Below are 24,361 nucleotides of genomic sequence, written 5' to 3' on the forward strand. Positions count from 1 at the left end.
TCGTCCCGTGCTTTGCCGTCATCCCATCAACTAGGATTGCGTGTCAATGAAACTCAAGCTTAACCGCCGCGGCGTAACGCAAGTTAGCCGTGCCGCCCTGGTCTTGCCCGTGCTTGTGGCGAGCGCGATGTCCGGTTGCAGCAGCATCAACGACGCTATGGCACCCGACAAGATCGACTACAAGTCCGCTGCCAAGCGCACCTCCACGCTGGACGTGCCGCCGGACCTGACCAAGATCGAGGGCGACCGCCGTTACTCGGTGCCCGACCAGAACGGCACCTCGACGCTGTCGACCTATAACCAGTCGACCAAGACGGTGCAGCAGCAGGCCAATTCGGAGAACGTGCTGCCGGTTACGCAGGGCATCCGCATGGAGCGTGATGGCAATCAGCGCTGGCTGGTGATCAGCAATGGCACGTCGGCTGACAAGCTGTGGCAGTCGATGCGCGAATTCTGGCAGGAAAGCGGTTTCCTGCTGGTGCAGGACTCGCCCGAGACCGGCATCATGGAAACCGACTGGGCCGAGAACCGTGCGAAGATCCCGCAGGATTTCATCCGCAATACCATCGGCAAGGTGTTCGACGGCCTGTACTCGACCTCCGAGCGCGACAAGTTCCGCACACGCCTGGAGCGTGCCCAGAACGGCAGCTTCGAGGTGTTCATCAGCCACCGCGGCGCGCAGGAGCAGCTGACCGGCGTCGACAAGTCGCAGACGGTCTGGACGCCGCGGCCTTCCGATCCCGAGCTGGAAGCGGAATTCCTCTCGCGCTTCGCGCAGCGCCTGGGCGTGCAGAAGGAGCAGGCCGACCGCATGGTCAAGAGCGGTGGCACCGGCGTCACCACGGCTGCCGCAGCACCGGCTGCCGCCGCCACCGCGGCAACGTCCGGCGGCAACACCACGCTGACCCAGGTCAACGGCACCCAGGCCCTGCAACTGTCGGAACCGTTCGACCGCGCCTGGCGTTCGGTCGGGCTGGCGCTGGATCGTGTCAACTTCACGGTGGAAGACCGCGACCGCGCCCAGGGGCTCTACTATGTGCGCTATGTCGACCCGCGCGACACGGTGGACAACCGCGGCTTCTTCTCCAAGCTGTTCACCAAGACCGGCACGGAAGACAGCAAGAAGGCGAAGAAATACCGCGTGGCGCTCAAGGGCGACGGCACCGGCACGACCGTGACGGTGCAGAACGACGCGGGCCAGCCGGAAGGCACGGATGTCGGCAAGCGCATCCTTTCCCTGCTCGACGAGCAACTGCGCTGACCGGAGTGCGGGCCACGCATGACGACCCGCGGCGCAAGGCCGCGGGGTGGCCTGCCGGGCTTCCGGGGGAGGGCGGCGCATGATGCGCTTCGCCTTCCTCGGCAGCGGCAGCGAGGGCAATTCCCTGTTGATCGAATCGCAGGAGGGCGCCACCACCACGCGGGTGCTGCTCGATTGCGGCTTCGGTATTCGCGAAACCGCACGGCGGCTGGAGCGGCTCGGCATCACGCCGGACCAGCTCGACGGCGTGCTGGTCACCCACGAGCATGGCGATCACGTCGGCTCCGCCTATTCCTTTGCGTCCCGGCACGACCTGCCGGTGCATACCAGCCACGGTACCTGGCTCGCGACTTCGCATTTGCGCGGCGCGGACAGCGCCGATGTGCGCGTATGCTGCTCCGACCATCCCTTTGCGATCGGCAGCCTGCAAATCCTGCCGTACACGGTGCCGCACGATGCGCGCGAGCCGCTGCAGTTCGTGGTGAGCGACGGCGATGCCAGGCTGGGCGTGCTGACCGACGCCGGTATGGAGACGCCCTATGTCACCGCCCGGCTGGCCGGCGTGCATGCGCTGGTGCTGGAGTGCAACCACGATCGCGAAATGCTGCGCAACTCCGCCTATCCGCCTTCGCTCAAGCGGCGTATCGGTGGCGATTTCGGCCACCTGGCCAATGAAGTCGCGGCCGGGATCCTGGCGCGTGTGATGCATGAGGGGCTGCAGCGCGTAGTGGCTGCGCACTTGAGCAAGCAGAACAACACGCGGGAACTGGCCACCGGGGCGCTGGCGACGGTGCTCGGCGTGTCGGCCTGCGATATTCTGGTGGCGGACCAGCAGGAAGGGCTGGGCTGGCAGCCGGTCAGGGCCTGAAGCCACCCGGGTCTGCTCCGGGTGGCGGGGTCTTGCCTGGTGCGGGTGCAAGGCTTGGGGCAATGCCTCGGATCGTATGGATCGTCCGGGCCATACAGACGAAAAAAAAGCCGACCCGAAGGTCGGCTTTTTTTCATCGGTCGAGACCGATTACTGCTTAGCAGCCGGAGCCGATGCGTCAGCAGCAGCAACCGGAGCCGAAGCGTCAGCAGCCGGAGCCGAAGCCTCAGCAGCGGGAGCAGCAGCAGCCGGAGCCGATGCTTCTGCCGGAGCAGCAGCAGCCGGAGCCGAAGCTTCCGGTGCCGGAGCAGCGGCTTCTTCCTTCTTGCCGCAAGCGGCGAGAGCAACGGCGGCGAGCAGCGATGCGATCAGGAGAGACTTCTTCATTGTTCGTCCTTTAACTTTAATAACAGAAAACAGGCGATGAATAATTACCGGTAATTATCGCTCTTGAACTGCAAAATAGAGGCTCTCCCGGGTGCCGACAAATGCAGTGGTACACAGTACTAGCCAGCCGACGATTATATCCGCGTTTCCCCGCCTTGTGTAGCGCTGTCTTTTACTGTTTTTGCTTGTTACGGATTATTACAGGGAGGATGGCGCAAATTGCAGCCATCCTTCGAGTGCCCAGTGATGAAAAGTTTCCATCAGATCCGGCAAATCCGCGCAGGCAGCCACCTCCTGGGCGCCCAGGCAGCGTTGATCGGCAAGCCGCCGCAACCAGCGGGCCAGGGCGGCTGGCGGCTCGTAGGCTTCCCCATTGATAAAGAAATGTGTGCGGTCATACAACGCTATCGAGCCCGGCGCCAGCACAATGCCTTGAGAAAGTGCGAGTTTTGTGTATGCCTTCAGCGGAATTTCGGATATTTCTGCAAACTCGACACTTGGCTTCGGCTCGGAAAGATGGGCACCCAGAAATTCCGAGATCATGCTACCCGACCAACGCAGGGCACTCAGTCGCTCGCCCACGGCCTTGACCATCCTGGCTGGCAATTGTGCCGGATGTGCGGTAGCCGCCTCTCCCTGGTCGGCGTAACGGCCGCCCAGATCCTCATTGTCTTCCACCGTTTCCGACAGCCAGGCGAGGAAATGGCCGGCCAGTTCGCGATAGGCGGGCGCGCGGAAGCCGATCGAGTACGTCATGCATTCGCCTTCGGCGACGCCGTCGTGGGCGTACTGGGGTGGCAGGTAAAGCATATCGCCGGGCTCCAGCACCCATTCCTCTTCCGCCGTGAAGTCGGCCAGGATCTTCAGCGGCAGGTCCGGGACCAGGTCGAGCTTGGCCTGGGACGAGATGCGCCAGCGGCGCCGGCCCGATACTTGCAGGAGGAATACGTCGTAGGAATCGAAGTGCGGGCCCACGCCGCCCCCATCGGTGGCGTAGCTGACCATCAGGTCGTCGAGACGGGCGTCCGGAACGAAACGGAATTGCCCCATCAAGGCCGCGGCTGCACTATCGTGGAGATTGACGCCCTGTACCAGCAAGGTCCATTGGCGGGCTTTGCGCGAGGGCAGGTTGTCGGCGGCGAAAGGGCCTTGCTCGAGCTTCCAGCGGTTGCGAAAGTGAGACACCAGGCGCGACTCGACGTCATCGCGATCGGCCAGCTCGAAAAGCGACTCGCGCGATACCGGCGGCACGATACCCGGTACAGCTTGTCGAATCAGCAGGGGCTTGCGGTGCCAGATATCGCGCATGAAAGCGGCCGGCGTCATGCCACCCAGGAGGGTGAGCGGCACGTCAGGATCGACGGGGCCGGGGGGCAAGGCCTGCGCGTATAATGCGGAATCGTTCATGGAGTCAAGAATTGAAAATCGCTAAGAACACGGTGGTATCCGTGGTGTACAAGCTGTCGGATGCGCAAGGCAATCTGATCGAGGAGTCGGATGAGCCGATGGTCTACTTGCACGGCGGGTATGATGGCACGTTCCCCAAGATCGAGGAAGCACTGGAAGGCCACGAAGCCGGCTTCGAGACCCAGTTGCAGCTCGAACCCGAGGAAGCCTTCGGCGATTACGACGCCGACATGGTCAAGGTCGAGCCGCGCAACCGTTTCCCCGAGCCGCTGGAAATCGGCATGCAGTTCGAGGGCGTGCCCGAAGACGGCGACGACGAGGATTCGATCATCTACACCGTGACCGACGTGGCCGAAGACAAGGTCGTGCTGGACGGCAACCATCCCCTGGCCGGCATGGCGCTGCGTTTCTGGCTGCAGGTTGCCGAGGTGCGCGAAGCCACGGCCGACGAAGTACAGCACGGCCACGCGCACGGCGCCTCGGGCATCGAAGTGGTCGACGAGGACGAGGACGACGAAGGCGACAGCAGCCGCACGTTGCACTGAGTGCGCGACGCGCGTCAGCCCTCGCGGCCCTTCGCGGCAATCGTTACGCACAAGCCGGCATTGCCGGCTTTTTTATTGGGCGTGCACTACCGGAGCGGGAGTCGCTGGCACGTCATTCCGCCTCTGGGCCGTCCTTCAGCGTCACTTCGAACAGCGAGGGCGATCCCGGGGTGATCGCCAGCTCGGTGTACTGGCCCGGCGCGCCGCCCGGCAGGACGACGCGGGTGAAATTGCGCAGCGTCTTGCCGCTGGCATCCTTGAGCGGCGTGTCGATGCCGAAGCCGCCCGCGCCCGTATGGACCAGCAATACCTGCCCGCGGAAGCGCCCGGCCAGGTCGCGCAACTGCCGCTTGAATTCCAGGTAACCGTCGCGCGGCCGGCGGCGCAGGAAGCCGTCCAGCAGGGAAGGCTTGCCGCGCTGTTCCCAGCCGTTGCCGAACTGCGGATCGGCATGCTCCAGCACCACGATACCCGGCAGGTTTTGCTGCTGCGCCAGCGAGAAGGCGCGTGTCAGCCACTGGCGGTTGGCTTCGCGGCGATCCTCGAACTCGCCATTCCGGCCGCCTTCGGAGCGATAGTGATTGTTGTCGCCCGGCAGGTTCAATCCCACCATCATCACATTGCCCGCGGTCCAGCGTATGTTTTCGCGGAAGCTGCGGAAGGTGGCCTGGTCGGACTGGCGCATCAGCGGCAGCACCCGCTGGCCGAGCGTGGTGTCGGCCGGGAAGAACAGCTCGCGCAGGCGGTTCAGCCGTTCCATCGCGTCGAAGTGGCCGTTGACCGGCCGGTGGCATTCCGCCCAGTCGGTTTCGCCGGGCAGGTAGAACAGCGGCAGCGGCGACTGGTCGAGCAGGCGCTGGCGCGCGGTAAGCAGGGTGTCGCCGCAAGACTCGGTATCGCCCTTGATGCCGCCGAGGTGGACCGCGAAATCGAGCCGGCGCGCCGCCAGGTAGTCCAGCAGGCGGGTGGTGCCGGCTTCGGCGGCCGGCCACTGGGGCTGGTCGGCGAGCAGCGCCACCCGGACGGTCTCGGCAGCCGGCGCACGGACGCGCGCTGCCAGCGCCGTGCCCGACCATGCCGGCAATGCCAGCAGGATGGCCAGCACGGCGGAGCCGGCGAATCCCTTCAACCTGCACACGGACGCGCGCGAGCGAGCGCTGGCGCTTCGTCCGCCCATGCAGCGGTTTCCCTGGCGCATCGGCCCGATCGGCCTCATGCGGTGGTTACGGCATTCCTGGCGAGCGCGTGCAGCCGGTAGAGCGCGTCGAGCGCGTCGCGCGGCGTCAGGCTGTCCGGGTCCAGTTCGGCGACGGCGTCGAGCAGCGCGGCCTGTTGCGGCGAGATGGCGCCGGCGCAATGGCTGGTGGCCGGCTCCGCGTAGTCGTCCTCGTCCTCGTCCAGGGGCGGGGGCGGCGCGGCGAACAGGTCGAGCTGGGGCGTGGGCGTGGCGTCCGCCGACTGCTGCTCCAGCCAGGCCAGGTGCTTGCGCGCCGCGCGGATCACAGGCTGCGGCACGCCGGCCAGTTGCGCCACCTGCAGGCCGTAGCTCTGGCTGGCGGGGCCATCCTGGACCGCGTGCAGGAACACGATGCCATCGCCATGCTCGACCGCCGACAGGTGGACGTTGGCTGCCTGCGTGAATTCCTGCGGCAGTTGCGTCAGCTCGAAGTAGTGGGTGGCGAACAGCGTATGGCTGCGGTTGTGCGCCAGCAGATGGCGGGCGATCGCCCATGCCAGCGCGAGGCCGTCGAAGGTCGAGGTGCCGCGCCCGATCTCGTCCATCAGCACCAGGCTGGCCGGGGTGGCGTTATGCAGGATGGCGGCGGCTTCGGTCATCTCCACCATGAAGGTGGAGCGCCCGCCCGCCAGGTCGTCGGCGGCGCCGATACGGGTGAAGATGCGGTCGATCGGGCCGATCACCGCGCGGCGCGCCGGCACGTAGGCGCCCACGCAGGCCAGCAGCACGATCAGCGCGGTCTGGCGCATGAAAGTCGACTTGCCGCCCATGTTCGGACCGGTGATCAGCAGCAGCTTGCGCGCCTCCGTCAGCTGGCATTCGTTGGCGATGAACGGCACGGATTCCGCGGCGAGCTGGCCTTCCACCACCGGATGGCGCCCCTGCACGATGTCGATCACGTTCTCGTCGACGCGCTCGGGCTGGGTCCAGTCCAGGGACTGCGCGCGCTCGGCCAGCGCCGCCAGCACGTCGAGCCGGGCCAGCGCGCCCGCCACGCGCTGCAACTCGCCGATATGGGGCAGCAACTGCTGCAGCAGGCCATCGTAGAGCAGCTTCTCGCGCGCCAGCGCGCGGTCCTGCGCGGACAGCGCCTTGTCTTCGAAGGCCTTGAGCTCGGGTGTGATGTAGCGCTCGGCGTTCTTCAGCGTCTGGCGGCGGCGATAGTCGTCGGGTACCTTGTCGGCCTGGCCGTTGGTGACTTCGATATAGAAGCCGTGCACCCGGTTGTATTCCACGCGCAGGTTGGCGATGCCGGTGCGGGTGCGTTCGCGGGCTTCCAGCTCCACCAGGAACTGGCCGCAGTTCTCGGAGATATCACGCAGCTCGTCGAGCGTGGCGTCATAGCCGCGGGCGATCACGCCGCCGTCGCGGATCACGCTGGCCGGCTCCGGCGCCACCGCGCTGACCAGCAGCGCATGGCACTCCCAGGGCACGGCCAGTTCCGTCACGGTCTGGTTCAGCAACGGCGCGGCATCGTCCGGGCGCAGGCAGGCCTGCACGTCGGGCAGGGCGGTCAGCGTATCGCGCAGCGAGGAGAGATCGCGCGGGCGCGCATTCATCAGGGCCAGGCGGGCGGTGATGCGTTCCACGTCGGCCAGGCGGCGCAGCGCCGCGCGCAGGCCATCGGTGCCCTGGCCGAGCAGGGCGCCGATGGCCTGCTGGCGCGCCTGCGGCATGGCGCGGTCGCGCAGCGGATGGTGCAGCCAGTGGCGCAGCAGGCGGCTGCCCATGGTGGTGGCACAGGTATCCAGCAGCGAGAACAGCGTCGGCGACTCGCCGCCGCGCAGGGTCTCGGTCAATTCCAGGTTGCGCCGGGTGGCGGTGTCCAGTCCGACGAATTCCGATTCGCGCTCGACCGTCACGCCCTGCACATGGCGCAGCGACTGTCCCTGGGTGGAGGCGGCGTAGTTGAGCAGCGCGCCGGCGGCGCCAAGCGCCGCGCCCAGTCCGGCGCAGCCGAACGGGTCGAGGCTGGCCACGCCGAGCTGCTCGCGCAGGCGGCGCGTGCCGGCGTCCTGGTCGAAATGCCATTCGGGCAGGCGGGTACGCGCGCAGGCCAGGGCCGGCAGTTCGATGCCGTCGGCGAACAGCAGCTCCGCCGGGCGGATCCGCTCCAGCTCGCGGCCAAGCTGCGCCACCTCGCATTCCATCAGGCGCAGCTCGCCGCTGGCCAGGTTGAGCCAGGCCAGGCCCATCTTGCTGACGCCGCGGCGCGTGGTGTGCTGGTGCACGGCCATCAGGTAGGTATCGGCCTTGTCCGGCAGCAGCGCCGCGTCGGTCAGCGTGCCTGGCGTGACGATGCGCACCACCTTGCGTTCCACCGGCCCCTTGCTGGTGGCCGGGTCGCCGATCTGCTCGCAGATCGCCACCGATTCGCCCAGCTTGACCAGCCGCGCGAGGTATTGGTCCACCGAATGGAAGGGGATGCCGGCCATGCGGATCGGCACGCCGTTGGACGAGCCGCGCGAGGTCAGCGTGATGTCGAGCAGGCGCGAGGCCTTTTCGGCATCGTCGTGGAAAAGCTCATAGAAATCGCCCATCCGGTAGAACAGCAAGGTGTCCGGATGGTCGGCCTTCAGGCCAAGGTACTGCGCCATCATGGGCGTGTGCTTTTCCGCGTTACCGGCCTTCGGCTCGGTCTTGGCGGACTGTCGGGGTTCTACGGACATGCAATCCTCTCGGGCGGCTCCTGGCGAAACCGCCTGTTTTCGGGTACTCCGGCGTCCTGCGGGGCCTGGCGCGGCAGGCGCCATGGATGTGGCGGGCGCGGATCAAACCGGCATTTTACTGCGAGCTTGGCGCCGGAGGGACGGAAAGGGCTTGCGGGACCGTGGACTGTGCGCTACGGCCGTGCCGGACACGGGGCCGTGAGCCCGGGCAAGGCCGCCGGCGGGCCATGCAAAACGAGAGGGCGGCAGCGCATTTTCGCGTGCGCCTCCCCATTGATGGCGGCCCCGGTATCCGCGGGCCGCCCCGACGTGCATGCGGCGCTAGTGGCTAGGCCGGCGCGCCGTAGCGCTTGCGTAGTTCGAGGTTGATGGCCAGGACATTGACCATGGGCTCTCCGGCCAGGCCGCCAAGTGGCGCCGTTGCCCGCTGCCGCAGCAGGTCTGCGATCTCCTGCCGCACCTGGCCGGCGTCGCGCCTGGTGTCGCGCGCCCAGGCGGCCGCGACGCGGTCGAGCTGGAACAAGGCGTTGGCCAGCGTGATGTCGGGGTCAAGGCCGGAGCCGGAGGCGGTGACCATGTCGGCCGGTACCGGCGCGAGGTCGGCCTGCGGATGTTCCTGGCGCCACATGTCGAAGAAGACCGACTGGATGTCGGCACCTTCCCGCACGGCCTCGACCGTGCTCATGGCCTTGCCATCGGCGCCGGTATGGGAGACATCGGCCGGGAACATGCCGGGCCGCGCCACGGAGAAGGCGACGAAGAAGGGCACGGCCAGGTCGGCCGCCTTGGGTTGCGGCGTGCCCGGGTTGTCCTTGATCCACGCGGCCACCTGTTGCGGGCTGCCTTTGGCCCAGGCGTCGACATACGCGGCATGCGCCGGGCTGGCATTGACCCAGGCCTGTGCCAGGCCACTGTGTGCCTGCGCCCATTGCGCCACCAGGTGGGGCTGCCCCTGGTAGCGGTCGGCCTGGAACCAGCGCTCCACGTCCGGCCCGGCCGCCTGTCCTTGCCGCGGTCCGCCGCCATAGCGCGCGACCGGTGCGATGGCCCGCGCCACGCGGTCGCGCAGCGCGTAGTTGCTGGGCGCCAGCGACGACGAGCCCGAGGCCGAGGCGTCGTATGACGCCGCCGAGGGGCGTGGCTGGAAGTATTCGTCCTTGCTGAACGGCTGCGCGATCAGCAGCGAGCCGGCCGGCTTGCCATCGGGGCCGGCGACCATGCTGCCGTTGGCCTGGAAGGGGAAGACGGTCTGGCCCACGAGCCATAGCACGGCGGGGTAGATGCCGCAGACCACCACCACCACGCTGACCAGCAGCCACAGGCTCTTGCCGATATGACGAAACATGGCTATCTCCTCGTTCGCGCAGCGGGCCGCCTCAGGCCGCCAGCCGCAGCCCCACCAGCAGCAGGTCGATCAGCTTGATGCCGATGAACGGCACCACCACGCCGCCCAGCCCCCATACCAGCAGATTGCGGCGCAGCAGGGCGTCCGCGCCGAGCGGCCGGTAGGTGACGCCCTTGAGCGCGATCGGGATCAGCATCGGGATGATGAGCGCGTTGAAGATCACCGCCGACAGGATGGCCGAGGTGGGCGAATGCAGTTGCATCACGTCCATCGCCTTGAGCCACGGCAGCGTGCCGGCGAACAGCGCCGGCACGATGGCGAAGTACTTGGCGACGTCGTTGGCGATCGAGAAGGTGGTCAGCGCGCCGCGCGTCATCAGCAGCTGCTTGCCGATTTCCACCACCTCGATCAGCTTGGTCGGGTCGCTGTCGAGGTCGACCATATTGCCGGCCTCCTTGGCTGCCTGCGTGCCGGAATTCATGGCCAGGCCGACGTCCGCCTGCGCCAGGGCCGGCGCGTCGTTGGTACCGTCGCCCATCATGGCGACCAGCTTGCCTTCGGCCTGTTCGCGCCGCAGATAGACGAGCTTGGCTTCGGGGGTGGCCTCGGCGATATATTCATCCACCCCGGCCTGGTCGGCGATGGTGGCGGCGGTCAGTGCGTTGTCGCCGGTGACCATCACGGTATGCAGCCCCATCTTGCGCAGGTGCAGGATGCGCTCGCGGATGCCTTCCTTGAGCACGTCCTCCAGCACCACCACGCCGACGATGGCGTTGCCGGTGGCCACCGCCAGCGGCGTGGCGCCCTTGCCGCCCACCAGCTTGAGCATGGCTGCCAGCTCCGGCGGCACCGTGCCGCCGAGCCGGCCGACGTGGGCGATGATGGCATCCGGCGCCCCCTTGCGCAGGATCCGCCCGTCCGGCAGGTCGAGGCCGCTCATGCGGGTCTGCGCCGTGAACGGCACGACGATGGCACCACCGGGAGGCGCCATGGCCTTGTCCCCCATGGCGGCGGTGACGATGCTCTTGCCCTCGGGCGTCTGGTCGCCCGCCGACGCCAGCGCGGCCAGTTGCTGCAGGTCTGCCTCGGTATAGGTGAGCATCGGCAGGAACTGGGTGGCGCGCCGGTTGCCCACCGTGATGGTGCTGGTCTTGTCCAGCACCACGGTGTCGATATCGCCAGCCACCTCGACCGCCTTGCCGCTCTTGGCGATGATGTTGGCGCGCAGCGCCCGGTCCATGCCGGCGATGCCGATGGCGGCCAGCAGGGCGCCGATGGTGGTCGGGATCAGGCACACCAGCAGCGCTACCAGGGTCGGGATATCGGTGCCCAGGCTCTTGATTGGCGTGGCCAGCCCGAGGTAGGACGTCATGTACTGCTCGGCGTTCAGCGCCATCGGCCACAGCGGCACCACCACGATCAGGAAGATCAGCGTGAAGGCGGACAGCACCAGGGCCAGGGCGATCTCGTTGGGCGTGCGTTGCCGCACCGCGCCTTCCACCAGGCTGATCATGTGATCGATGAAGGTGTCGCCGGCGCGTGCGGTGATGCGGATGATGATCTGGTCCGAGATCACCATGGTGCCGCCGGTCACACCGGAGCGATCGCCGCCAAATTCCCGGATCACCGGCGCGGATTCGCCGGTGATCGCGGATTCGTCCACCGCCGCTGCCCCTTGCACCACTTCGCCATCGCTGGGGATGATCTCCCAGGCTTTGACGATGACCAGGTCGCCCGGCACCAGCTTGTTCGAGGAAACCGTCTCGACGCTGTCGCCATGGAGGCGACAGGCAAGCGTGTCCTGCCGCGTGCGCCGCATCGACTCCGCCTGCGCCTTGCCGCGCTCCTCAGCGATGGCGGTGGCGAAGTTGGCGAACAGCACCGTGGCCCACAGCCAGGCGTCAAGCGCGAGGAAGTAAGTCAGAGGCGTCTGGCTCACGGCCCTGCCCAGCGCCAGCTGCACCGTGTAGAACAGGGTCAGCAACGCGCCGAGTTCCACCACGAACATCACCGGGTTTTTCCATTGCACGTCGGGCCTCAGCGCCAGCACGGCCTGCCACATGGCGGTACGCACCAGCGGCCAGGGGAAGAGCGCGTGCGGCATCAGGCTGCGCGGGGGCTTCAGCCCGGTGGGCAAACCGCCAACCGCATCGTGGGGTGTCTTGAGGCTGACCATGACAGGGTTCCTTCGATAGCTGCATCACCGGACTTCACGTGCCCTGGCTATCCGCCGAAGGGGATCGGTCCGAGGTACTCGGCCAGCGGCCCCAGCGCGGCCACCGGCAGGAACAGCAGCGCGCCGACGATGACGATCGTGCCCAGCAGCAGCAGGCCGAAGGTCAGGGTGTTGTCGCGCATGGTGCCAAGGGTTGCCGGTGCGCTCTTCTTGCGGCCGAGGAAAACCGCCATGGCGATCGGCGCGATGATGGGCAGGTAGCGGCTGAACAGCATCACCAGCCCGGTCGATACATCCCACTGCACCGCGGACGGCGGCGGGGTGGGGTTGGCGTTGGGCCCGTAGCTGACGGCCAGGCCGTCAAAGGCCGAACCGTTATTGGCCGAGGCCGACGAGAACTGGTAGGTGATCTCGGTGAAGCCATGCGGGCCGGCGTTGGCCTCCGCCCTGGTGCCCCAGTCGGTCGCCGAGAAAATGCCGGTGGGGCCGAGGATCAGGATCGGGTGGATCAGCAGCGCGATCATGGCCAGTTTCATCTCGCGCGCGCCGACCTTGCGCCCGAGGTACTCCGGTGTGCGGCCCACCATCTGCCCGGCCAGGAAGACGCCCACGATCAGGAACAGCAGCAGGTTGATCATGCCCACGCCCTTGCCGCCGAACACGCAGTTGATCCACATGCCGATCAGCGGCGACAGCCCCGCCAGCGGATGCAGGCTGTCGTGCTCCGCGTTGACGGCGCCGCAGGTCACGTCGGTGGTGATGGCCGCGAAGGTGGCGCCGGCGGAGGTGCCGAAGCGCAGTTCCTTGCCTTCCAGGTTGCCCAGGTGCTGGTCCACCGGCAACGCCGGCTGCGCGGGTATCGTCAATACGGCAGGCATGCCCACCACCGCGCCGCCCGGCATCGGGTAGTTGCGCGCAACCGGATGGGCCGTCAGCGCGGGATTGGGCTGCAGCGTGTCCCAGTAGATGGCCCAGCCGATCAGGCCGACCATCATGGTCAGCATTACGCAGTAGATCACCACCGCATGGCGCAGCCGCCTGAGCATGCGGCCGTACATCAGCACCAGCGCGAAGGGAAACACCATCATGGCAACCGTGGTCAGCACATTGCTCGCCGCCGTGGGGTTCTCGAACGGATGGGCGGCGTTCATGCCGTAGAAGCCACCGCCATTGGTGCCGAGCATCTTGATCGGTATCACTGCCGCGACCGGGCCGACGATGATGGTCTGCGCCTTGGGCTGGCCGTTGTCGGCCATGCCCATTGCGCCGGCTTCCAGCGTGGCCACCGCATGCGCGCTCTGGTAGGTCATGGGGGTGCCCTGCTGGATGAAGATCACTCCGCACACCAGCGCGGCCGGCACGAACATATAGATCACCACCCGCCACATGTCGACGAAGAAGTTGCCGATGGCGGCCTCGCCGCGCAGCGCGCGGATGATGGCGGTCAGCGCGCACAGCCCCACCGCCGCCGACAGGAACATATTCGGCAGGATGAAGAAGATCTGGCTGAAGTTGGAGAGATGCTGGTCGCCCGAGTAATGCTGCAGATTGGTATTGGTGATGAAGGAGATGACCGTGTTGAAGATCGTCGATGGCGCCAGCATGCCGCGCCCCAGGGGGTTGAGCGGCGCGACCGGCTGCAGGGCGAGCACGGCGTAGCCATAGACGAAGAGCAGGCCGTTGAATACCAGCAGGGCGACCGTGTATTGCTTCCAGTCCTGCGGCCCGCTGTCCAGGCGCGCTTCGAACCAGCGCAGTCCCGGCAGCGGCCGGTACTTGCCGTCCATGATCCATGCCATGTACCGGCTCAAAGGGATGGAGACGGCGATGGCCAGGGCCAGGATGAGTAGAGGCAGGATCCACATAGGGGCACCCCCGAAAAGTCAGATTCGGGCCGCTAGAACCACTCCGGCCGGATCAGGGCCAGCACCAGGTACACGAAGACGAACAGGGACAAGCCCGCGGCAAGCCAGGTCACGATGGTTACTCCCATGCAATCAAGCGGTTCAAATGCGCTCGCAGCCAAGCAGGAACAATCCGCACAGGCCCATGCCGGCGAGGCCCAGCACGAACAGCAGCGGCAACCAGAGGAATAGATTCACGTCGGTGCTCCCCGCATCACCCCGGGCGCCGTGCCTGGCGGTTCGATGGCCGGCACGGTTGCGGCCCTGCGACTGTCTTAGCTATAGAGGAGCCGGCGGCATCATTGGATAAAGATGCGCGGGGAGGGTGTCAAATCCGTATAAACGCCCGGCGGCGGGGCGCTACGCGAAGCGCCTTGCCCGAGGGCGGACGAGGTGGCGGCGGCCAAGGATTCCGACGCTATCCCTACGGGTTCGCGATGCGCCGGCCGATCTCTTTACACAATCTTTGCACGGCCGGTTCTATACAGATTCCAGGCGGCCGAAAGCGATAGAAACAGCAAGCAAGGGCTCAGGTTCGAGCGTGGAGAAGGAGATTGAAATGCTCAGAGTTCTGGTACCCGTCAACGGCTCCGCGCACGCGCTCGATGCGGTACGCCACGCCGCCTTCATGTTCCGGGACCACTGTGTCTCGGAGGTGCTATTGCTCAACGTCCAGCCACCGCTGGAATTCGGCCGCGCGTCGGCCTATCACTCGCTGGCGGCGTTGCGCAAGCTGGAGGAGTCGAGCGGCGAGGCGGCGCTGCGCCCCGCGCGCCGCATCCTGGACGATGCCGGCGCCAGGTACGTGGCGCAGATCAAGGTCGGCGACATTGCGGAAACGATCGCACAGACGGCAGCGGCCAACCAGTGCGATGCCATCGTGATGGGCACCGCCGCACGCACCGCGGTCGGGGAACTGCTGGCCGGCCGGCTGGCGCACAGGCTGATCCGCTTGTCGCATGTGCCGGTCACCCTGGTCAGGTAGATCGGGCAGGTTGCGCGATCACGGCACATTCATCGGCAGCAGCACCATCTGCTTGCCTTGCAGGTGCAGCCGCGCCTGCAACTCGCCGGGCGTCTGGTTATGCAGCCATGAGGTAAGGAAGTTCACGTGCTGGAAGATCAGCTTGCTGGCGAAGCAGACGCTGTTCGGGTACTCGGCCGTTACCGTGTCGACCAGCTTCATGAACTCGCGCACCGGGTTGGTGCCGAACGCCGCGCGGGATTCGGCCGCCAGGCCGTGGCGCTGGCAGTTGGCCACGTAGTATTGCAGCGACTCGCCGATCGCGTGCTGCAGGCGGTGCAGTGTTTCCTGGCCCTCGTAGCTCTGGGCATCGACTTCGCCCACCGCCAGGAAAACCACGTTCTTGAAGTGCCCGGGAAACAGCCGCTCGACCCACAGCAGGGCATGCATGCTGACGCCGCGGTGCTTGCCCACCAGCACGATGGCGGTGGGCAGGTTGCGGTCGAGCGGCCGCACGCGGCCGGTATCGACCAGCGGCGGGCTGCCGGCGAAGAGCGCGTCGGCCCGCGCCAGCTCGGCACGCGTGGCGGTGTAGTGCTGCTTGACCAGGACACACAGCCCGATCACCAGGCCGGTCACCAGCACCGTCAGCCAGCCGCCGGCGGTGAATTTCTCCACCAGGGTGATGACCAGCACCGTGGAGGTGACCGACAGGCCGAGCAGGGACAGCCCAAAGCGCACGATCCAGCGGCGCTCGCCGCGATGGCGCCACCAGTAGATGCACAAGCCCAGCAGCGACATGCTGAAGGTCAGGAACACATTGATGCTGTAGAGCACCACCAGCACCGCCACCTGGCCGCGCGTCCACAGCAGGATCAGCAGGCTGGCCACGCCCATCACGATGACGCCGTTCTGCCGCACCAGCCTGGCCGAGAGATCGCGGAAATGACGCGGCACCCAGTAGTCCGCCGCCATATTGGACAGCACCGCCGGGCCGTCGAGAAAGCCGGTCTGCGCGCCCACCAGCAGCAATCCGGCCTCGGAGGCCAGCACCACGGCGAGCAGGGCATGGCGGGACAGTTCGGAGCCCAGGCCGAGATGGCCGATGATACGGTTGAAGACCACCGCGTTCAGGGTTTGCCCTTCCACCGGCGTGGCGTTCCACAGCATGTACAGCAGGATGATGCCGCCGGCGGTGAAGGCCAGCGAACTCGCCATATAGAACATCGTCCACTTGCCGTTCGGCACGCGCGGCTCGGCCAGCATGTTCACGTTGTTCGAGACCGCTTCCAGGCCGGTGTAGGTGCCGCCGCCCAGCGAGAAGGCGCGCATCAGCAGCGCCGCCACCGCGACCGGTCCCATGGCCTGCGACAGGCTGGAAGCCTCCCCGACCGCGCCCGGCACCACTGCGGCAAGATGATCGCCGTGCACGAAGATCCCGTACAGGATCAGCCCCAGGTGCAAGACCACGAAGGCGAGGAAGATCGGCATCAGGACCAGGATGGATTCCTTCATCCCGCGGAAATTGAGCGCGGTCATCATGATCACGACCACCAGTTCCGTCGCCAGTTTGAAGGCTTGCGCTTCCACGGGCAGCAGGCTGAAGAACGCGTCTATGCCGCTGGCCAGCGACGTTGCCACGGTCAGCACATAGTCGACCAGCAACGCCGCGCCCGACACCAGCCCGGGACGCGGCCCGAGCAAGGCCGTGGCCACCCGGTAGCCGCCGCCGCCGGTGGGAAAGAGCTCAATGACCTGGTTATAGCCGACCGCGATGATAAAGACCGTGCTCGCGGTGGCAACGGCAAGGAACAGCGCCAGCGGCGTGTGAGCGCCAAGTGCCAGGAACGCCTCCTCTGGCCCGTAGCATGAGGACGATAACCCGTCGGCCCCGAGGCCGACCCACGCCAGCACCGGCATCACGGCAATCGCATGGCGGGTGCCCGGCGCCAGCGGATCGAGGGGCTTGCCGGCGAGGAGCTTCCACCACTTCGATAGTGCCGCCATCTTCGCCACCCAGGAAGCTATTGCGGCGCAGCATCCAAAGCGCAGCGCCCGGCCCCGTGGCCAGCGGCGTTGCAGCGCGCGCCGGCGCAGGGGGATTGGAAGTCCCATGGGAATAATGTAGATGGCAGGCTGGCCGACCGCCAAGGACGGCGTAGATGCCGTGGTGCGCTGCCGGAGCCGGGCGAGGCTGCGCGTGCGCGGCGTGCCACCGCCGCCAGCCCTGCCTATGCTGCCGGTCCTTGCCGCAGCGAGGCGATGACGCTGGCCAGCCGCGCGATCAGCCCGTCGATGGCGCTGGCCGGTACGCCGGCGTAGCCGAAGACGAAGCCGTTGTACTGCTCCAGCGGGGTGCCGGGCAGGCGGTAGGTGCTCAGCGGCCGCACGATCAATCCCTGTTCGCGCGCCGCGCGGCTGACCAGGGTATCGGCAAGCGGCAACGCCAGCCGGGCGGACAGGTGCATGCCGCCGGCGCTGCCCGATACCGTCACGCTGCCGCGCAGGTGGCGTTCCAGCGCCGCTTGCAGGGCATCGCGGCGCTGGCTGTAGCGCTGGCGCATGCGGCGCAGGTGCCGGGCGAACTGGCCGCTGTCGATGAAGTCGGCCAGTGCGACCTGCTCGGCCACATGGCCGCGCCTGGATAGCTCGCCCAGGGTGCCGGCGACGGCGGTGGCCAGGCAGCGCGGCACCACCATGAAGCCCAGGCGCAGGGCCGGGAACATCGTCTTGCTGAAGGTGCCGAGGTAGATCACGGGCGCGTCTTCGCTGAGCCCTTGCACGGCAGACAGCGGCACGCCGTCGCGGCGGAATTCGCTGTCGTAGTCATCCTCGATGATCCAGGCGCCGGCGGCGCGCGCGTCTTCGATCAGCTTGAGGCGCCGTTCCAGGCTGAGGATGGAGCCCAGCGGATACTGATGGGAAGGGGTGATGTAGATCAGCCGGGGCGGGGCGTCGCGCCATTGCCCGGGGCGCGGCGCCAGGCCGTCGGCGTCCACCGGCACCGGCTCCAGCTTCAGCCCGGCCGACTGGAAGGCGGCGCGCGCGCCGCCGTAGCCGGGGTTTTCCACCCACGCGGTGTCGCCGGCGTCGGCCAGCATGCGCGCGCACAGGTCCAGGCTGGTCTGGGTGCCGTCGGTAATGAAGACCTGGTCCATCTCGCAGCGGACCCCGCGCGACACCTTCAGGTATTCGGCGATGGCATGGCGCAGCGCGGGCTGGCCTTCGATCCTGCCGTAGCCGAGGTGGCGAGGTCCCATCTGGCGCCAGGCGCGTTCCACGCAGCGCCGCCATGCCGCCAGCGGGAAGCCCTCCAGATCGGGCACACCGGGCACGAAGGGCAGCAGGTCGTGCATGCCATCGCGGTCGCGCTGCAGCCCGCCCACGCGGCGCGACAGCTCGGCGACGCGCCCGGGCTCGCCCGCGCTATGGCCGGCACGTGCCAGGCCCACCCGCGCCACCGTGGTGCCATGCCGGGTAGGCGCGACGAAGCCCTCCGCGGTCAGGCGTTCGTAGGCGTAGATCACGGAGTTGCGGGCCATGCCGAGTTCGGCCGCCAGCGTGCGGGTGGCGGTCAGCTGGCTGCCCTGGGCAATCCTGCCATCGAGGATGGCGCTGCGCAGGCATTCGTACAGCAAGCGCTGCCGGGTGAGCTTGCGCCCGTCGAGCTGCCGCGTGTAGGTCGAGACCAGCAGGCCATAGTCCATTTGGTGGTTCCAGGTTTTGCGTTATTCATGGGTCTAGTCATGGTGCCACGAAAACCCTATCGTAGCTGCATCGCCGGACGCGCAGCGCTGCCACGCTGCGCTGGCGGAACCCGCCGCACAACCGCAACCATGGAGCCCAGGATGAACCACAAGCCGATGCCGCCGAGCGACCGTACCCGTTTGCGCCGCGTTGCCGAGCGCGGCCACTACGATCGCGCCACGCTGCACGCGATCATCGACGCCGCCTATCTTTGCCATCTCGCCTTCACCGACGACAACGGCAGCCATTGCATTCCCACCGCGTGCTGGCGCGAGGGCGAGCATCTCTATATCCATGGCTCCAACGGCAGCCGCATGCTGAAGCTGGCCGCCACCGGCAGCCAGGTCTGCGTGTGCGTGACGCACCTGGACGGCCTGGTGATGGCGCGCTCGGCCTTCCATCATTCGATGAACTACCGCTCGGCGGTGATCTACGGCAGCTTCGAAGTCGTCGTCGGCGCGGCCAAGGCGGCAGCGCTGGATGCGTTCCTGGAGCACATCGCCCCGGGACGCTCCGCGCAGGCGCGCCCGGGCGACGCCAATGAACTGGCTGCCACCACGGTGCTGCGCATCGGGCTGGAGGAGGCCTCGGCCAAGATCCGCAGCGGCGGTCCCAAGGACGACGAGGATGATCTTGCACTGCCGGTGTGGGCTGGCGTGCTGCCGCTGGCCCTGTGCGCGCGGCCGCCGGTGCCGGACGGGGAGCAGGCGGGCGAGCCGGCCTATGTGAGCCACTGGAGGGAGGGTGCTCCCGCGCCGGCGGTGCGGGCCGGCTCCGGCCATGGCCAGCGCTGACCTGTCCCGCCGCGAGGCCGCGCTCCTGCTGGGCGTGGTGGTGGTGGCCTGGGGCATCAACTGGCCGGTCGGCAAGGCCTTGCTGCACTACCTCAGTCCATTGTGGGCCACCACGCTGCGCTCGGCGGTCGGTACCGCCGCGCTGCTCGCGATCTGCATGGCGCGCGGGCGCCTGATCCTGCCGCGCCGCGGCGACATGCCAGTGGTGCTGTGCGTCGGCCTGCTGCATATGACGGCCTTTTCGCTGCTGGTCAGCGTGGGACTGCAAACTGTGCCGGCGGCGCGCTCGGTGGTGCTGGCCTACACCACGCCGCTGTGGGTGGTGCCGGGCGCTTTCCTGCTGCTGCGCGAACCGCTCACGCGCGCCCGCGCGGCAGGCGTGATGCTAGGCCTCGCCGGGCTGGCGCTGATCTTCAATCCGCTGGCATTCGACTGGCACGACCGCGCCGCCTTGCTGGGCAACGGCCTGGTGCTGGCGGCGGCGCTGTGCTGGGCCGCCAGCATCCTTTACGTGCGCGCCCATCGATGGGTGTCGCCGCCGTTCGAGCTGACGTTCTGGCAGGCCTTGCTGGCGACTTGCGTGCTGGGCGTGCTGGCGCTGCGCCAGGAGGGGCCGCCGCAGCTGCGGCCGGAACCGGCATTCTGGCTCCTGCTGCTGTATGGCGGCGTGTTCGGCATCGCGCTGGCTTACTGGGCGCTGACCACGGTCAACCGTGCGCTGCCTGCCATGGCGACGTCGCTGGGGCTGCTCGGCGTGCCGGTGTTCGGCAGCCTGTGTTCGGCGCTGGCGCTGGGCGAGCCGCTGGGGCCGCCCTTGCTGGGCGCGATGGTGCTGATTGTCGGGGGCGTGGCGCTCGGCACCTGGAAGGGCCCGGGAGCGCAGCCGGCCGGGCGGCGCTGAGCCGGAGCGCGCAGCGCGGCGGGGCTGCCGCGCTACCGGCTGCCTTTAGATGGCGGGCCTGGAGAGGGCAGGCTTGGCGTTGTCCAGCGAGAACGGCGACAGCAGGCGCACCATCTGCGCGAACGCCTTGGGGTTGCCGGCCAGCACTTCGCCCTGTTCCAGCTGGCGGGCTTCGCCGGCATAGTTGCCGACCAGGCCGCCGGCCTCGGTCACCAGCAGCATGCCTGCCGCCATATCCCACGGCTTCAGCCCTTGCTCAAAGAAGCCGTCGGTGCGGCCGCAGGCCACATAGGCCAGGTCGAGCGCGGCCGAGCCCGGGCGGCGCAGGCCGGCGCAGCTTTGCGTCATCAGGGCGAACAGTTCCATGTACTGGTCCAGGCCGGCCATGTCGCGGTAGGGGAAGCCGGTGCCGATCAGGCAGTCGGCCAGCTTGTCGCGGCGCGACACGCGGATGCGGCGGTTGTTCAGGAACGCACCGGCGCCCTTGCTGGCAGTGAAGAGTTCGTCACGCGTGGGATCGTAGACCACCGCCTGCGCCGGCACGCCCTTGTGCAACTGGGCGATCGAGACGGCATACTGGGGAAAGCCGTGGATGAAATTGGTGGTGCCGTCGAGCGGGTCGATCACCCAGACGTATTCGCTGGCGGCTTCTTCGCCCTCGGCCCAGGACTGGCCGGACTCTTCCGCTAGAATGGCGTGTTCCGGGTAGGCCGTGCGGATGATTTCGATGATCGCGGCCTCGGCGGCGCGGTCGACTTCGGTGACGAAATCGTTGTGCTGCTTGCGGGAGACATGGACCCGGTCGACGTCCATCGACGCGCGGTTGATGACGGAACCTGCCTTGCGGGCCGCCTTGACGGCGATATTTAGCATCGGATGCATGAATCTCTCCAGGCCGGCCAGGGGTGCGCGGCCTGGCGCAAAAGGCCGGCGCGCTGCCCCCCGGGGCGGCTGACAACACAACGGATTGTAGAAGAACGGGCGCGTCGCGATCGTGTAAAACGGGCGGCGCACCGAAGATGAAGCCTGAATTGTATATGAACCCGCAGAACCAGACGAGCACGGCTGACGGCGGCGCCGTTGCCGGCACCACAGATCCCCGCTCCGGAACCGAGCCTATTCCACCAGGCGGAACGCAATCCGGGCTGCCGGCATCCGGTGCAGCGCTGGATGCATTTTCCGGGTCACCTGTTGCATTTGCCGCCGTGCGCTTCGTGCTGGTGGAAACCAGCCATCCGGGCAATGTCGGCGCGGTCGCGCGGGCCATGAAGACCATGGGCTTCGGCACCGTGCCGGGCAGCCTGGTGCTGGTGTCGCCACGCGAACCGGCGGTGCGTACGCATCCCGACGCGGTTGCCATGGCCAGCGGCGCGGACGATGTGCTGGCGGGCGCGGTGATCGTCGAGGATATCGAGAGCGCACTCGCCGGCACCGCCTACGCAGTGGCGCTGACCGCGCGGCAGCGCGAGTTCGGGCCGCCGCGCCTGTTGCCGCGCGACGCGGTCGCGCAGGCCGCCGGCCGCATCGCCGCCCGCCATGCCGCCGATCCCGCTGCCTGCGGCGCCCATATTGCCTTCGTCTTCGGCAACGAGCGCTTCGGCCTGCCCAACGACGCGGTGGATCGCTGCTCGGCGGTTACCCATATTCCGGCCAACCCGGCCTATACCTCGCTGAATCTTGCCCAGGCGGTGCAACTGGTGGCCTACGAGATGCGTCTCGCGCTGCTGGAGGTGAGGGCCACGCCGCTCGCCGAGATCGGCTATGCTGGTGAACCGGCCACCGCCGAGCAGGTCGAGGCCATGTTCGGCCACCTGCAGGCGGGGCTGGAGGCGATTGGCTTCCTCGATCCTGCCAGCCCCAAGAAGCTGATGCCGCGCCTGCGCAGGCTGCTGGCGCGCAGCGGACTGGAGCGCGAGGAAGTCAATATCCTGCGCGGCATCGCCAAGCACATGCTGGCGGCCGCGCAAGGATCCGGCGCCCGCACGCCAACCAAACAGGAGAAGTGAGCAGGTGGAGATTCCGGCCTACTACATGCGCGGCGGCACCAGCAAGGGGGTGTTCTTCCTGGCTGACGACCTGCCGTCCGACCCGGCCGAGCGCGATGCCGTACTGCTGCGCGTGACCGGTTCGCCCGATCCGTGCGGCAGGCACGCCGACGGCATGGGCGGCGCCGGCGCCGGCATGGTGGTGCTGGTGCGCGCCTCGCAACGGCCGGACTGCGACGTGGACTACCTGCTGGGCACGGTGGCGACCGGCGAACCGCGCATCGACTGGTCCGGCAACTGCGCCGACCTGTCGGCTGCGGTGGGTCCGTTCGCGATCTGGCGCGGCTTTGTACCGGCGCGCGACAGCGTCACCACGGTCCGTATCCGGCAGCAGGATAGCGGGCAGGTATTGCTTGCGCATGTGCCCTGCCGCAACGGCCATCCGCTGGAGGACGGCGATTTCGGCGAGGAGGGCGTGCCGTTCCCGGCGGCCGAGATCGTGCTCGATTACCTGGCGCCGGCCATCGCGCCGCCGCCCTTGTGTCCCACCGGCAAGGTGGTGGACAGGCTCGACGTGCCTGGCGTCGGCGCCATCGAGGCAACGCTGGTCGCGGCGGGCCATCCCACGGTGTTCGTGCTGGCTGCCGCCGCAGGCCTGGTCGGCACCGAGCTGCCCGAGCGCATCAACGGCGATGCCTTGCTGCTGGCCCGGCTCGAAGCGATTCGCGCGCAAGGGGCGGTGGCCATGGGCCTGGCGCCCGACGCGCACGATCCTCCGTCCGTGCCCGCGATCGCCTTGGTGGCGCCGCGGGCCGGCTATCGCTGCAGCGCCGGCGCCTGGATCGAGGCCGAGCGCATCGACGTGCTGGCCCGCATTCTTTCCACGGGGCGCGCTTGCCACGGCCTCAGCGTGACAGCCGGCATCGCGCTGGCGGTGGCGGCCAGCCTGCCGGGCTCGGTGGTGCAGCGGGCCGCGGCGCATAGCGGCGGCCGGACCCGTATCGGCCATGCATCGGGCACCCTCTCGGTGGGCGCCGTCACGGCCCTGCGCGATGGTGCGTGGGTGATGGAGCGCGCCGTGATCAGCCGCAGCGCGCGCCGCCTGATGAGCGGCCTGGCCCACGTGCCCGAGCGATGTTGATGGGTGGCGCCGGAATCGTCTGTGCCACCGTGGCTCGCGCCCCGGTACCGGCTGCGGCGATGGCGCCTTTTCCGTCAATGTCCATGGCGGCGTCAGGGCAACAAATCTCTTACACTCCCTGATCCCGTTTCTACCGGCCAATGACCATGCCGGCGATCGCGCAAGTCCTGCCAGGGCACGCGGCGCACGGCGTGGCAACACGACACGACCAAGATGTTCTCTCGTCTGAAGGAAGATATCGACGCCATCATGCGGCGCGACCCCGCCGCGCGCAGCCGTCTGGAGGTGCTGACCTGCTATCCCGGCCTGCATGCCGTGGTGTTCCATCGCCTCGCGCACACTTGCTGGAATGGCGGGTTCCACTGGCTGGGCAGATGGATTTCCCACTGGTCCCGTTTTTTCACGGGCATCGAGATCCATCCGGGCGCCAAGGTCGGGCGGCGCGTGTTCATCGACCACGGCATGGGCGTGGTGGTGGGCGAGACCGCGGAAATCGGCGACGACTGCACCATCTACCAGGGCGTGACCCTGGGCGGCACCTCGCTGTACAAGGGGCAGAAGCGCCATCCCACGCTGGGCACCAACGTGGTGGTGAGCGCCGGCGCCAAGGTGCTGGGCGGCTATACCATCGGCGACGGCGCGCGCATCGGCTCCAATGCCGTGGTGCTCAAGCCGGTGCCGGCGGGCGCCACCGCGGTGGGCGTGCCGGCGCGCATCATCCTGCCGGATGCGCCGAGCGCGCAGCAGGGTGCCAAGCAGGAGTTCTCCGCCTACGGCATCACCCCGAATGCGGACGATCCGGTATCGCTGGCGCTCAAGAGCCTGATCGACAACGCGGCGCAACAGCACGAGCGCATCGAGACCGTGCTGGCCGCGCTGGACCGGCTCGGCGAGCACCTCGAGAACACGCCGAACGACCGCTTCGACGCGAGCGAGCTGCGCAAGCTGATGAAGTAGGAAAGGCGGGGCTGCCGCGAACGGCCGGCGGTGAGGCTAGGCTGCCCGTGCGTCTTTGGCAGTGCTGGTGGCG

20 protein-coding genes are annotated in these 24,361 nt (G+C 67.8%); 9 read left to right on the forward strand and 11 right to left on the reverse strand.

Annotated features, from left to right (window positions below; genetic code table 11):
• Nucleotides 1-46: 46 nt before the first annotated feature.
• Nucleotides 47-1,261 (forward strand): NlpB/DapX family lipoprotein, encoded by a 1,215-nt coding sequence (bamC, locus tag AC3FOF_RS06565; RefSeq protein WP_488726092.1) that lies wholly within the window; start codon nt 47-49, stop codon nt 1,259-1,261.
• A gap of 79 nt (nt 1,262-1,340) precedes the next feature.
• On the forward strand, nt 1,341-2,129 hold the full coding sequence (locus AC3FOF_RS06570) for an MBL fold metallo-hydrolase (RefSeq protein ID WP_017225374.1): 789 nt from the start codon (nt 1,341-1,343) through the stop codon (nt 2,127-2,129).
• A gap of 150 nt (nt 2,130-2,279) precedes the next feature.
• Here AC3FOF_RS06570 and AC3FOF_RS06575 read toward each other — a convergent pair whose 3' ends face one another.
• Both AC3FOF_RS06575 and AC3FOF_RS06580 read right to left on the reverse strand, forming a co-directional pair.
• On the reverse strand, nt 2,280-2,516 hold the full coding sequence (locus tag AC3FOF_RS06575) for a hypothetical protein (protein WP_035808146.1): 237 nt from the start codon (nt 2,514-2,516) through the stop codon (nt 2,280-2,282).
• Nucleotides 2,517-2,714: 198 nt separating this feature from the next.
• Nucleotides 2,715-3,923, reverse strand: a complete 1,209-nt coding sequence (locus AC3FOF_RS06580) for a JmjC domain-containing protein (protein WP_017225372.1) — start codon at nt 3,921-3,923, stop codon at nt 2,715-2,717.
• An 11-nt stretch (nt 3,924-3,934) separates the two neighbouring features.
• Between AC3FOF_RS06580 and AC3FOF_RS06585 the strand changes: the two genes are divergently transcribed.
• On the forward strand, nt 3,935-4,468 hold the full coding sequence (locus tag AC3FOF_RS06585; protein ID WP_017225371.1) for an FKBP-type peptidyl-prolyl cis-trans isomerase: 534 nt from the start codon (nt 3,935-3,937) through the stop codon (nt 4,466-4,468).
• Between the two features lie 112 nt (nt 4,469-4,580).
• Here the strand turns inward: AC3FOF_RS06585 and AC3FOF_RS06590 are convergent, their stop codons facing one another.
• The 6 genes from AC3FOF_RS06590 to AC3FOF_RS06615 form a co-directional block, all read right to left on the reverse strand.
• Nucleotides 4,581-5,645 (reverse strand): hypothetical protein, encoded by a 1,065-nt coding sequence (locus AC3FOF_RS06590; RefSeq protein ID WP_488726093.1) that lies wholly within the window; start codon nt 5,643-5,645, stop codon nt 4,581-4,583.
• Nucleotides 5,646-5,680: 35 nt separating this feature from the next.
• Nucleotides 5,681-8,374: a DNA mismatch repair protein MutS gene (mutS, locus tag AC3FOF_RS06595; RefSeq protein WP_488726094.1), complete on the reverse strand. Its 2,694-nt coding sequence runs from the start codon at nt 8,372-8,374 to the stop codon at nt 5,681-5,683.
• A 328-nt stretch (nt 8,375-8,702) separates the two neighbouring features.
• On the reverse strand, nt 8,703-9,719 hold the full coding sequence (locus AC3FOF_RS06600; protein WP_488726095.1) for a potassium-transporting ATPase subunit C: 1,017 nt from the start codon (nt 9,717-9,719) through the stop codon (nt 8,703-8,705).
• A 31-nt stretch (nt 9,720-9,750) separates the two neighbouring features.
• Nucleotides 9,751-11,895, reverse strand: coding sequence for a potassium-transporting ATPase subunit KdpB (kdpB, locus tag AC3FOF_RS06605; protein ID WP_488726096.1), 2,145 nt, complete (start codon nt 11,893-11,895; stop codon nt 9,751-9,753).
• Between the two features lie 47 nt (nt 11,896-11,942).
• On the reverse strand, nt 11,943-13,760 hold the full coding sequence (gene kdpA, locus AC3FOF_RS06610) for a potassium-transporting ATPase subunit KdpA (RefSeq protein ID WP_488726097.1): 1,818 nt from the start codon (nt 13,758-13,760) through the stop codon (nt 11,943-11,945).
• A gap of 32 nt (nt 13,761-13,792) precedes the next feature.
• Nucleotides 13,793-13,888: a potassium-transporting ATPase subunit F gene (locus AC3FOF_RS06615; RefSeq protein ID WP_017227730.1), complete on the reverse strand. Its 96-nt coding sequence runs from the start codon at nt 13,886-13,888 to the stop codon at nt 13,793-13,795.
• A gap of 470 nt (nt 13,889-14,358) precedes the next feature.
• Between AC3FOF_RS06615 and AC3FOF_RS06620 the strand changes: the two genes are divergently transcribed.
• Nucleotides 14,359-14,784: a universal stress protein gene (locus tag AC3FOF_RS06620; protein ID WP_017227728.1), complete on the forward strand. Its 426-nt coding sequence runs from the start codon at nt 14,359-14,361 to the stop codon at nt 14,782-14,784.
• 18 nt (nt 14,785-14,802) lie between these two features.
• Here the strand turns inward: AC3FOF_RS06620 and AC3FOF_RS06625 are convergent, their stop codons facing one another.
• Together AC3FOF_RS06625 and pdxR are read right to left on the reverse strand one after the other, a co-directional pair.
• The gene (locus tag AC3FOF_RS06625; RefSeq protein WP_488726098.1) at nt 14,803-16,770 is read right to left on the reverse strand and encodes an APC family permease; all 1,968 of its coding nucleotides are present in this window, start codon (nt 16,768-16,770) and stop codon (nt 14,803-14,805) included.
• Between the two features lie 224 nt (nt 16,771-16,994).
• Nucleotides 16,995-18,470, reverse strand: coding sequence for a MocR-like pyridoxine biosynthesis transcription factor PdxR (gene pdxR, locus AC3FOF_RS06630; protein WP_488726099.1), 1,476 nt, complete (start codon nt 18,468-18,470; stop codon nt 16,995-16,997).
• Nucleotides 18,471-18,509: 39 nt separating this feature from the next.
• Between pdxR and AC3FOF_RS06635 the strand changes: the two genes are divergently transcribed.
• Nucleotides 18,510-19,304: a pyridoxamine 5'-phosphate oxidase family protein gene (locus AC3FOF_RS06635; protein ID WP_488726100.1), complete on the forward strand. Its 795-nt coding sequence runs from the start codon at nt 18,510-18,512 to the stop codon at nt 19,302-19,304.
• The gene (locus AC3FOF_RS06640) at nt 19,291-20,205 is read left to right on the forward strand and encodes a DMT family transporter (protein ID WP_488726101.1); all 915 of its coding nucleotides are present in this window, start codon (nt 19,291-19,293) and stop codon (nt 20,203-20,205) included. The genes AC3FOF_RS06635 and AC3FOF_RS06640 overlap by 14 nt, the downstream gene beginning before the upstream one ends.
• Before the next feature lie 45 nt (nt 20,206-20,250).
• Here AC3FOF_RS06640 and AC3FOF_RS06645 read toward each other — a convergent pair whose 3' ends face one another.
• Nucleotides 20,251-21,087 (reverse strand): inositol monophosphatase family protein, encoded by an 837-nt coding sequence (locus AC3FOF_RS06645; RefSeq protein ID WP_488726102.1) that lies wholly within the window; start codon nt 21,085-21,087, stop codon nt 20,251-20,253.
• A 137-nt stretch (nt 21,088-21,224) separates the two neighbouring features.
• Here AC3FOF_RS06645 and AC3FOF_RS06650 point away from each other — a divergent pair, with 137 nt between their 5' ends.
• From AC3FOF_RS06650 to cysE, 3 genes are all read left to right on the forward strand, one after another.
• Nucleotides 21,225-22,211 carry an RNA methyltransferase gene (locus tag AC3FOF_RS06650; protein WP_488726103.1) on the forward strand — a complete coding sequence of 329 codons (987 nt, stop codon included), beginning with the start codon at nt 21,225-21,227 and terminating at the stop codon, nt 22,209-22,211.
• Between the two features lie 4 nt (nt 22,212-22,215).
• On the forward strand, nt 22,216-23,331 hold the full coding sequence (locus AC3FOF_RS06655; RefSeq protein ID WP_276267369.1) for a PrpF domain-containing protein: 1,116 nt from the start codon (nt 22,216-22,218) through the stop codon (nt 23,329-23,331).
• Between the two features lie 213 nt (nt 23,332-23,544).
• The gene (gene cysE / locus AC3FOF_RS06660) at nt 23,545-24,288 is read left to right on the forward strand and encodes a serine O-acetyltransferase (RefSeq protein ID WP_017225835.1); all 744 of its coding nucleotides are present in this window, start codon (nt 23,545-23,547) and stop codon (nt 24,286-24,288) included.
• Nucleotides 24,289-24,361 lie beyond the last annotated feature (73 nt).

The organism is Cupriavidus sp. 96C5-1 (genome assembly GCF_057798855.1).

What these genes read in the sequence shown, in the direction of transcription:
- AC3FOF_RS06645 (WP_488726102.1), bottom strand. Translation starts at nt 21,087, where the DNA reads ATGCATCCGATGCTAAATATCGCCGTCAAGGCGGCCCGCAAGGCAGGT.
- cysE (WP_017225835.1), top strand. Translation starts at nt 23,545, where the DNA reads ATGTTCTCTCGTCTGAAGGAAGATATCGACGCCATCATGCGGCGCGAC.
- mutS (WP_488726094.1), bottom strand. Translation starts at nt 8,374, where the DNA reads ATGTCCGTAGAACCCCGACAGTCCGCCAAGACCGAGCCGAAGGCCGGT.
- bamC (WP_488726092.1), top strand. Translation starts at nt 47, where the DNA reads ATGAAACTCAAGCTTAACCGCCGCGGCGTAACGCAAGTTAGCCGTGCC.
- AC3FOF_RS06580 (WP_017225372.1), bottom strand. Translation starts at nt 3,923, where the DNA reads ATGAACGATTCCGCATTATACGCGCAGGCCTTGCCCCCCGGCCCCGTC.
- AC3FOF_RS06600 (WP_488726095.1), bottom strand. Translation starts at nt 9,719, where the DNA reads ATGTTTCGTCATATCGGCAAGAGCCTGTGGCTGCTGGTCAGCGTGGTG.
- AC3FOF_RS06590 (WP_488726093.1), bottom strand. Translation starts at nt 5,645, where the DNA reads ATGGGCGGACGAAGCGCCAGCGCTCGCTCGCGCGCGTCCGTGTGCAGG.
- AC3FOF_RS06650 (WP_488726103.1), top strand. Translation starts at nt 21,225, where the DNA reads ATGAAGCCTGAATTGTATATGAACCCGCAGAACCAGACGAGCACGGCT.
- kdpA (WP_488726097.1), bottom strand. Translation starts at nt 13,760, where the DNA reads ATGTGGATCCTGCCTCTACTCATCCTGGCCCTGGCCATCGCCGTCTCC.
- AC3FOF_RS06615 (WP_017227730.1), bottom strand. Translation starts at nt 13,888, where the DNA reads ATGGGAGTAACCATCGTGACCTGGCTTGCCGCGGGCTTGTCCCTGTTC.
- AC3FOF_RS06640 (WP_488726101.1), top strand. Translation starts at nt 19,291, where the DNA reads ATGGCCAGCGCTGACCTGTCCCGCCGCGAGGCCGCGCTCCTGCTGGGC.
- AC3FOF_RS06635 (WP_488726100.1), top strand. Translation starts at nt 18,510, where the DNA reads ATGGTGCCACGAAAACCCTATCGTAGCTGCATCGCCGGACGCGCAGCG.
- AC3FOF_RS06570 (WP_017225374.1), top strand. Translation starts at nt 1,341, where the DNA reads ATGATGCGCTTCGCCTTCCTCGGCAGCGGCAGCGAGGGCAATTCCCTG.
- kdpB (WP_488726096.1), bottom strand. Translation starts at nt 11,895, where the DNA reads ATGGTCAGCCTCAAGACACCCCACGATGCGGTTGGCGGTTTGCCCACC.
- pdxR (WP_488726099.1), bottom strand. Translation starts at nt 18,470, where the DNA reads ATGGACTATGGCCTGCTGGTCTCGACCTACACGCGGCAGCTCGACGGG.
- AC3FOF_RS06625 (WP_488726098.1), bottom strand. Translation starts at nt 16,770, where the DNA reads ATGGCGGCACTATCGAAGTGGTGGAAGCTCCTCGCCGGCAAGCCCCTC.
- AC3FOF_RS06575 (WP_035808146.1), bottom strand. Translation starts at nt 2,516, where the DNA reads ATGAAGAAGTCTCTCCTGATCGCATCGCTGCTCGCCGCCGTTGCTCTC.
- AC3FOF_RS06620 (WP_017227728.1), top strand. Translation starts at nt 14,359, where the DNA reads ATGCTCAGAGTTCTGGTACCCGTCAACGGCTCCGCGCACGCGCTCGAT.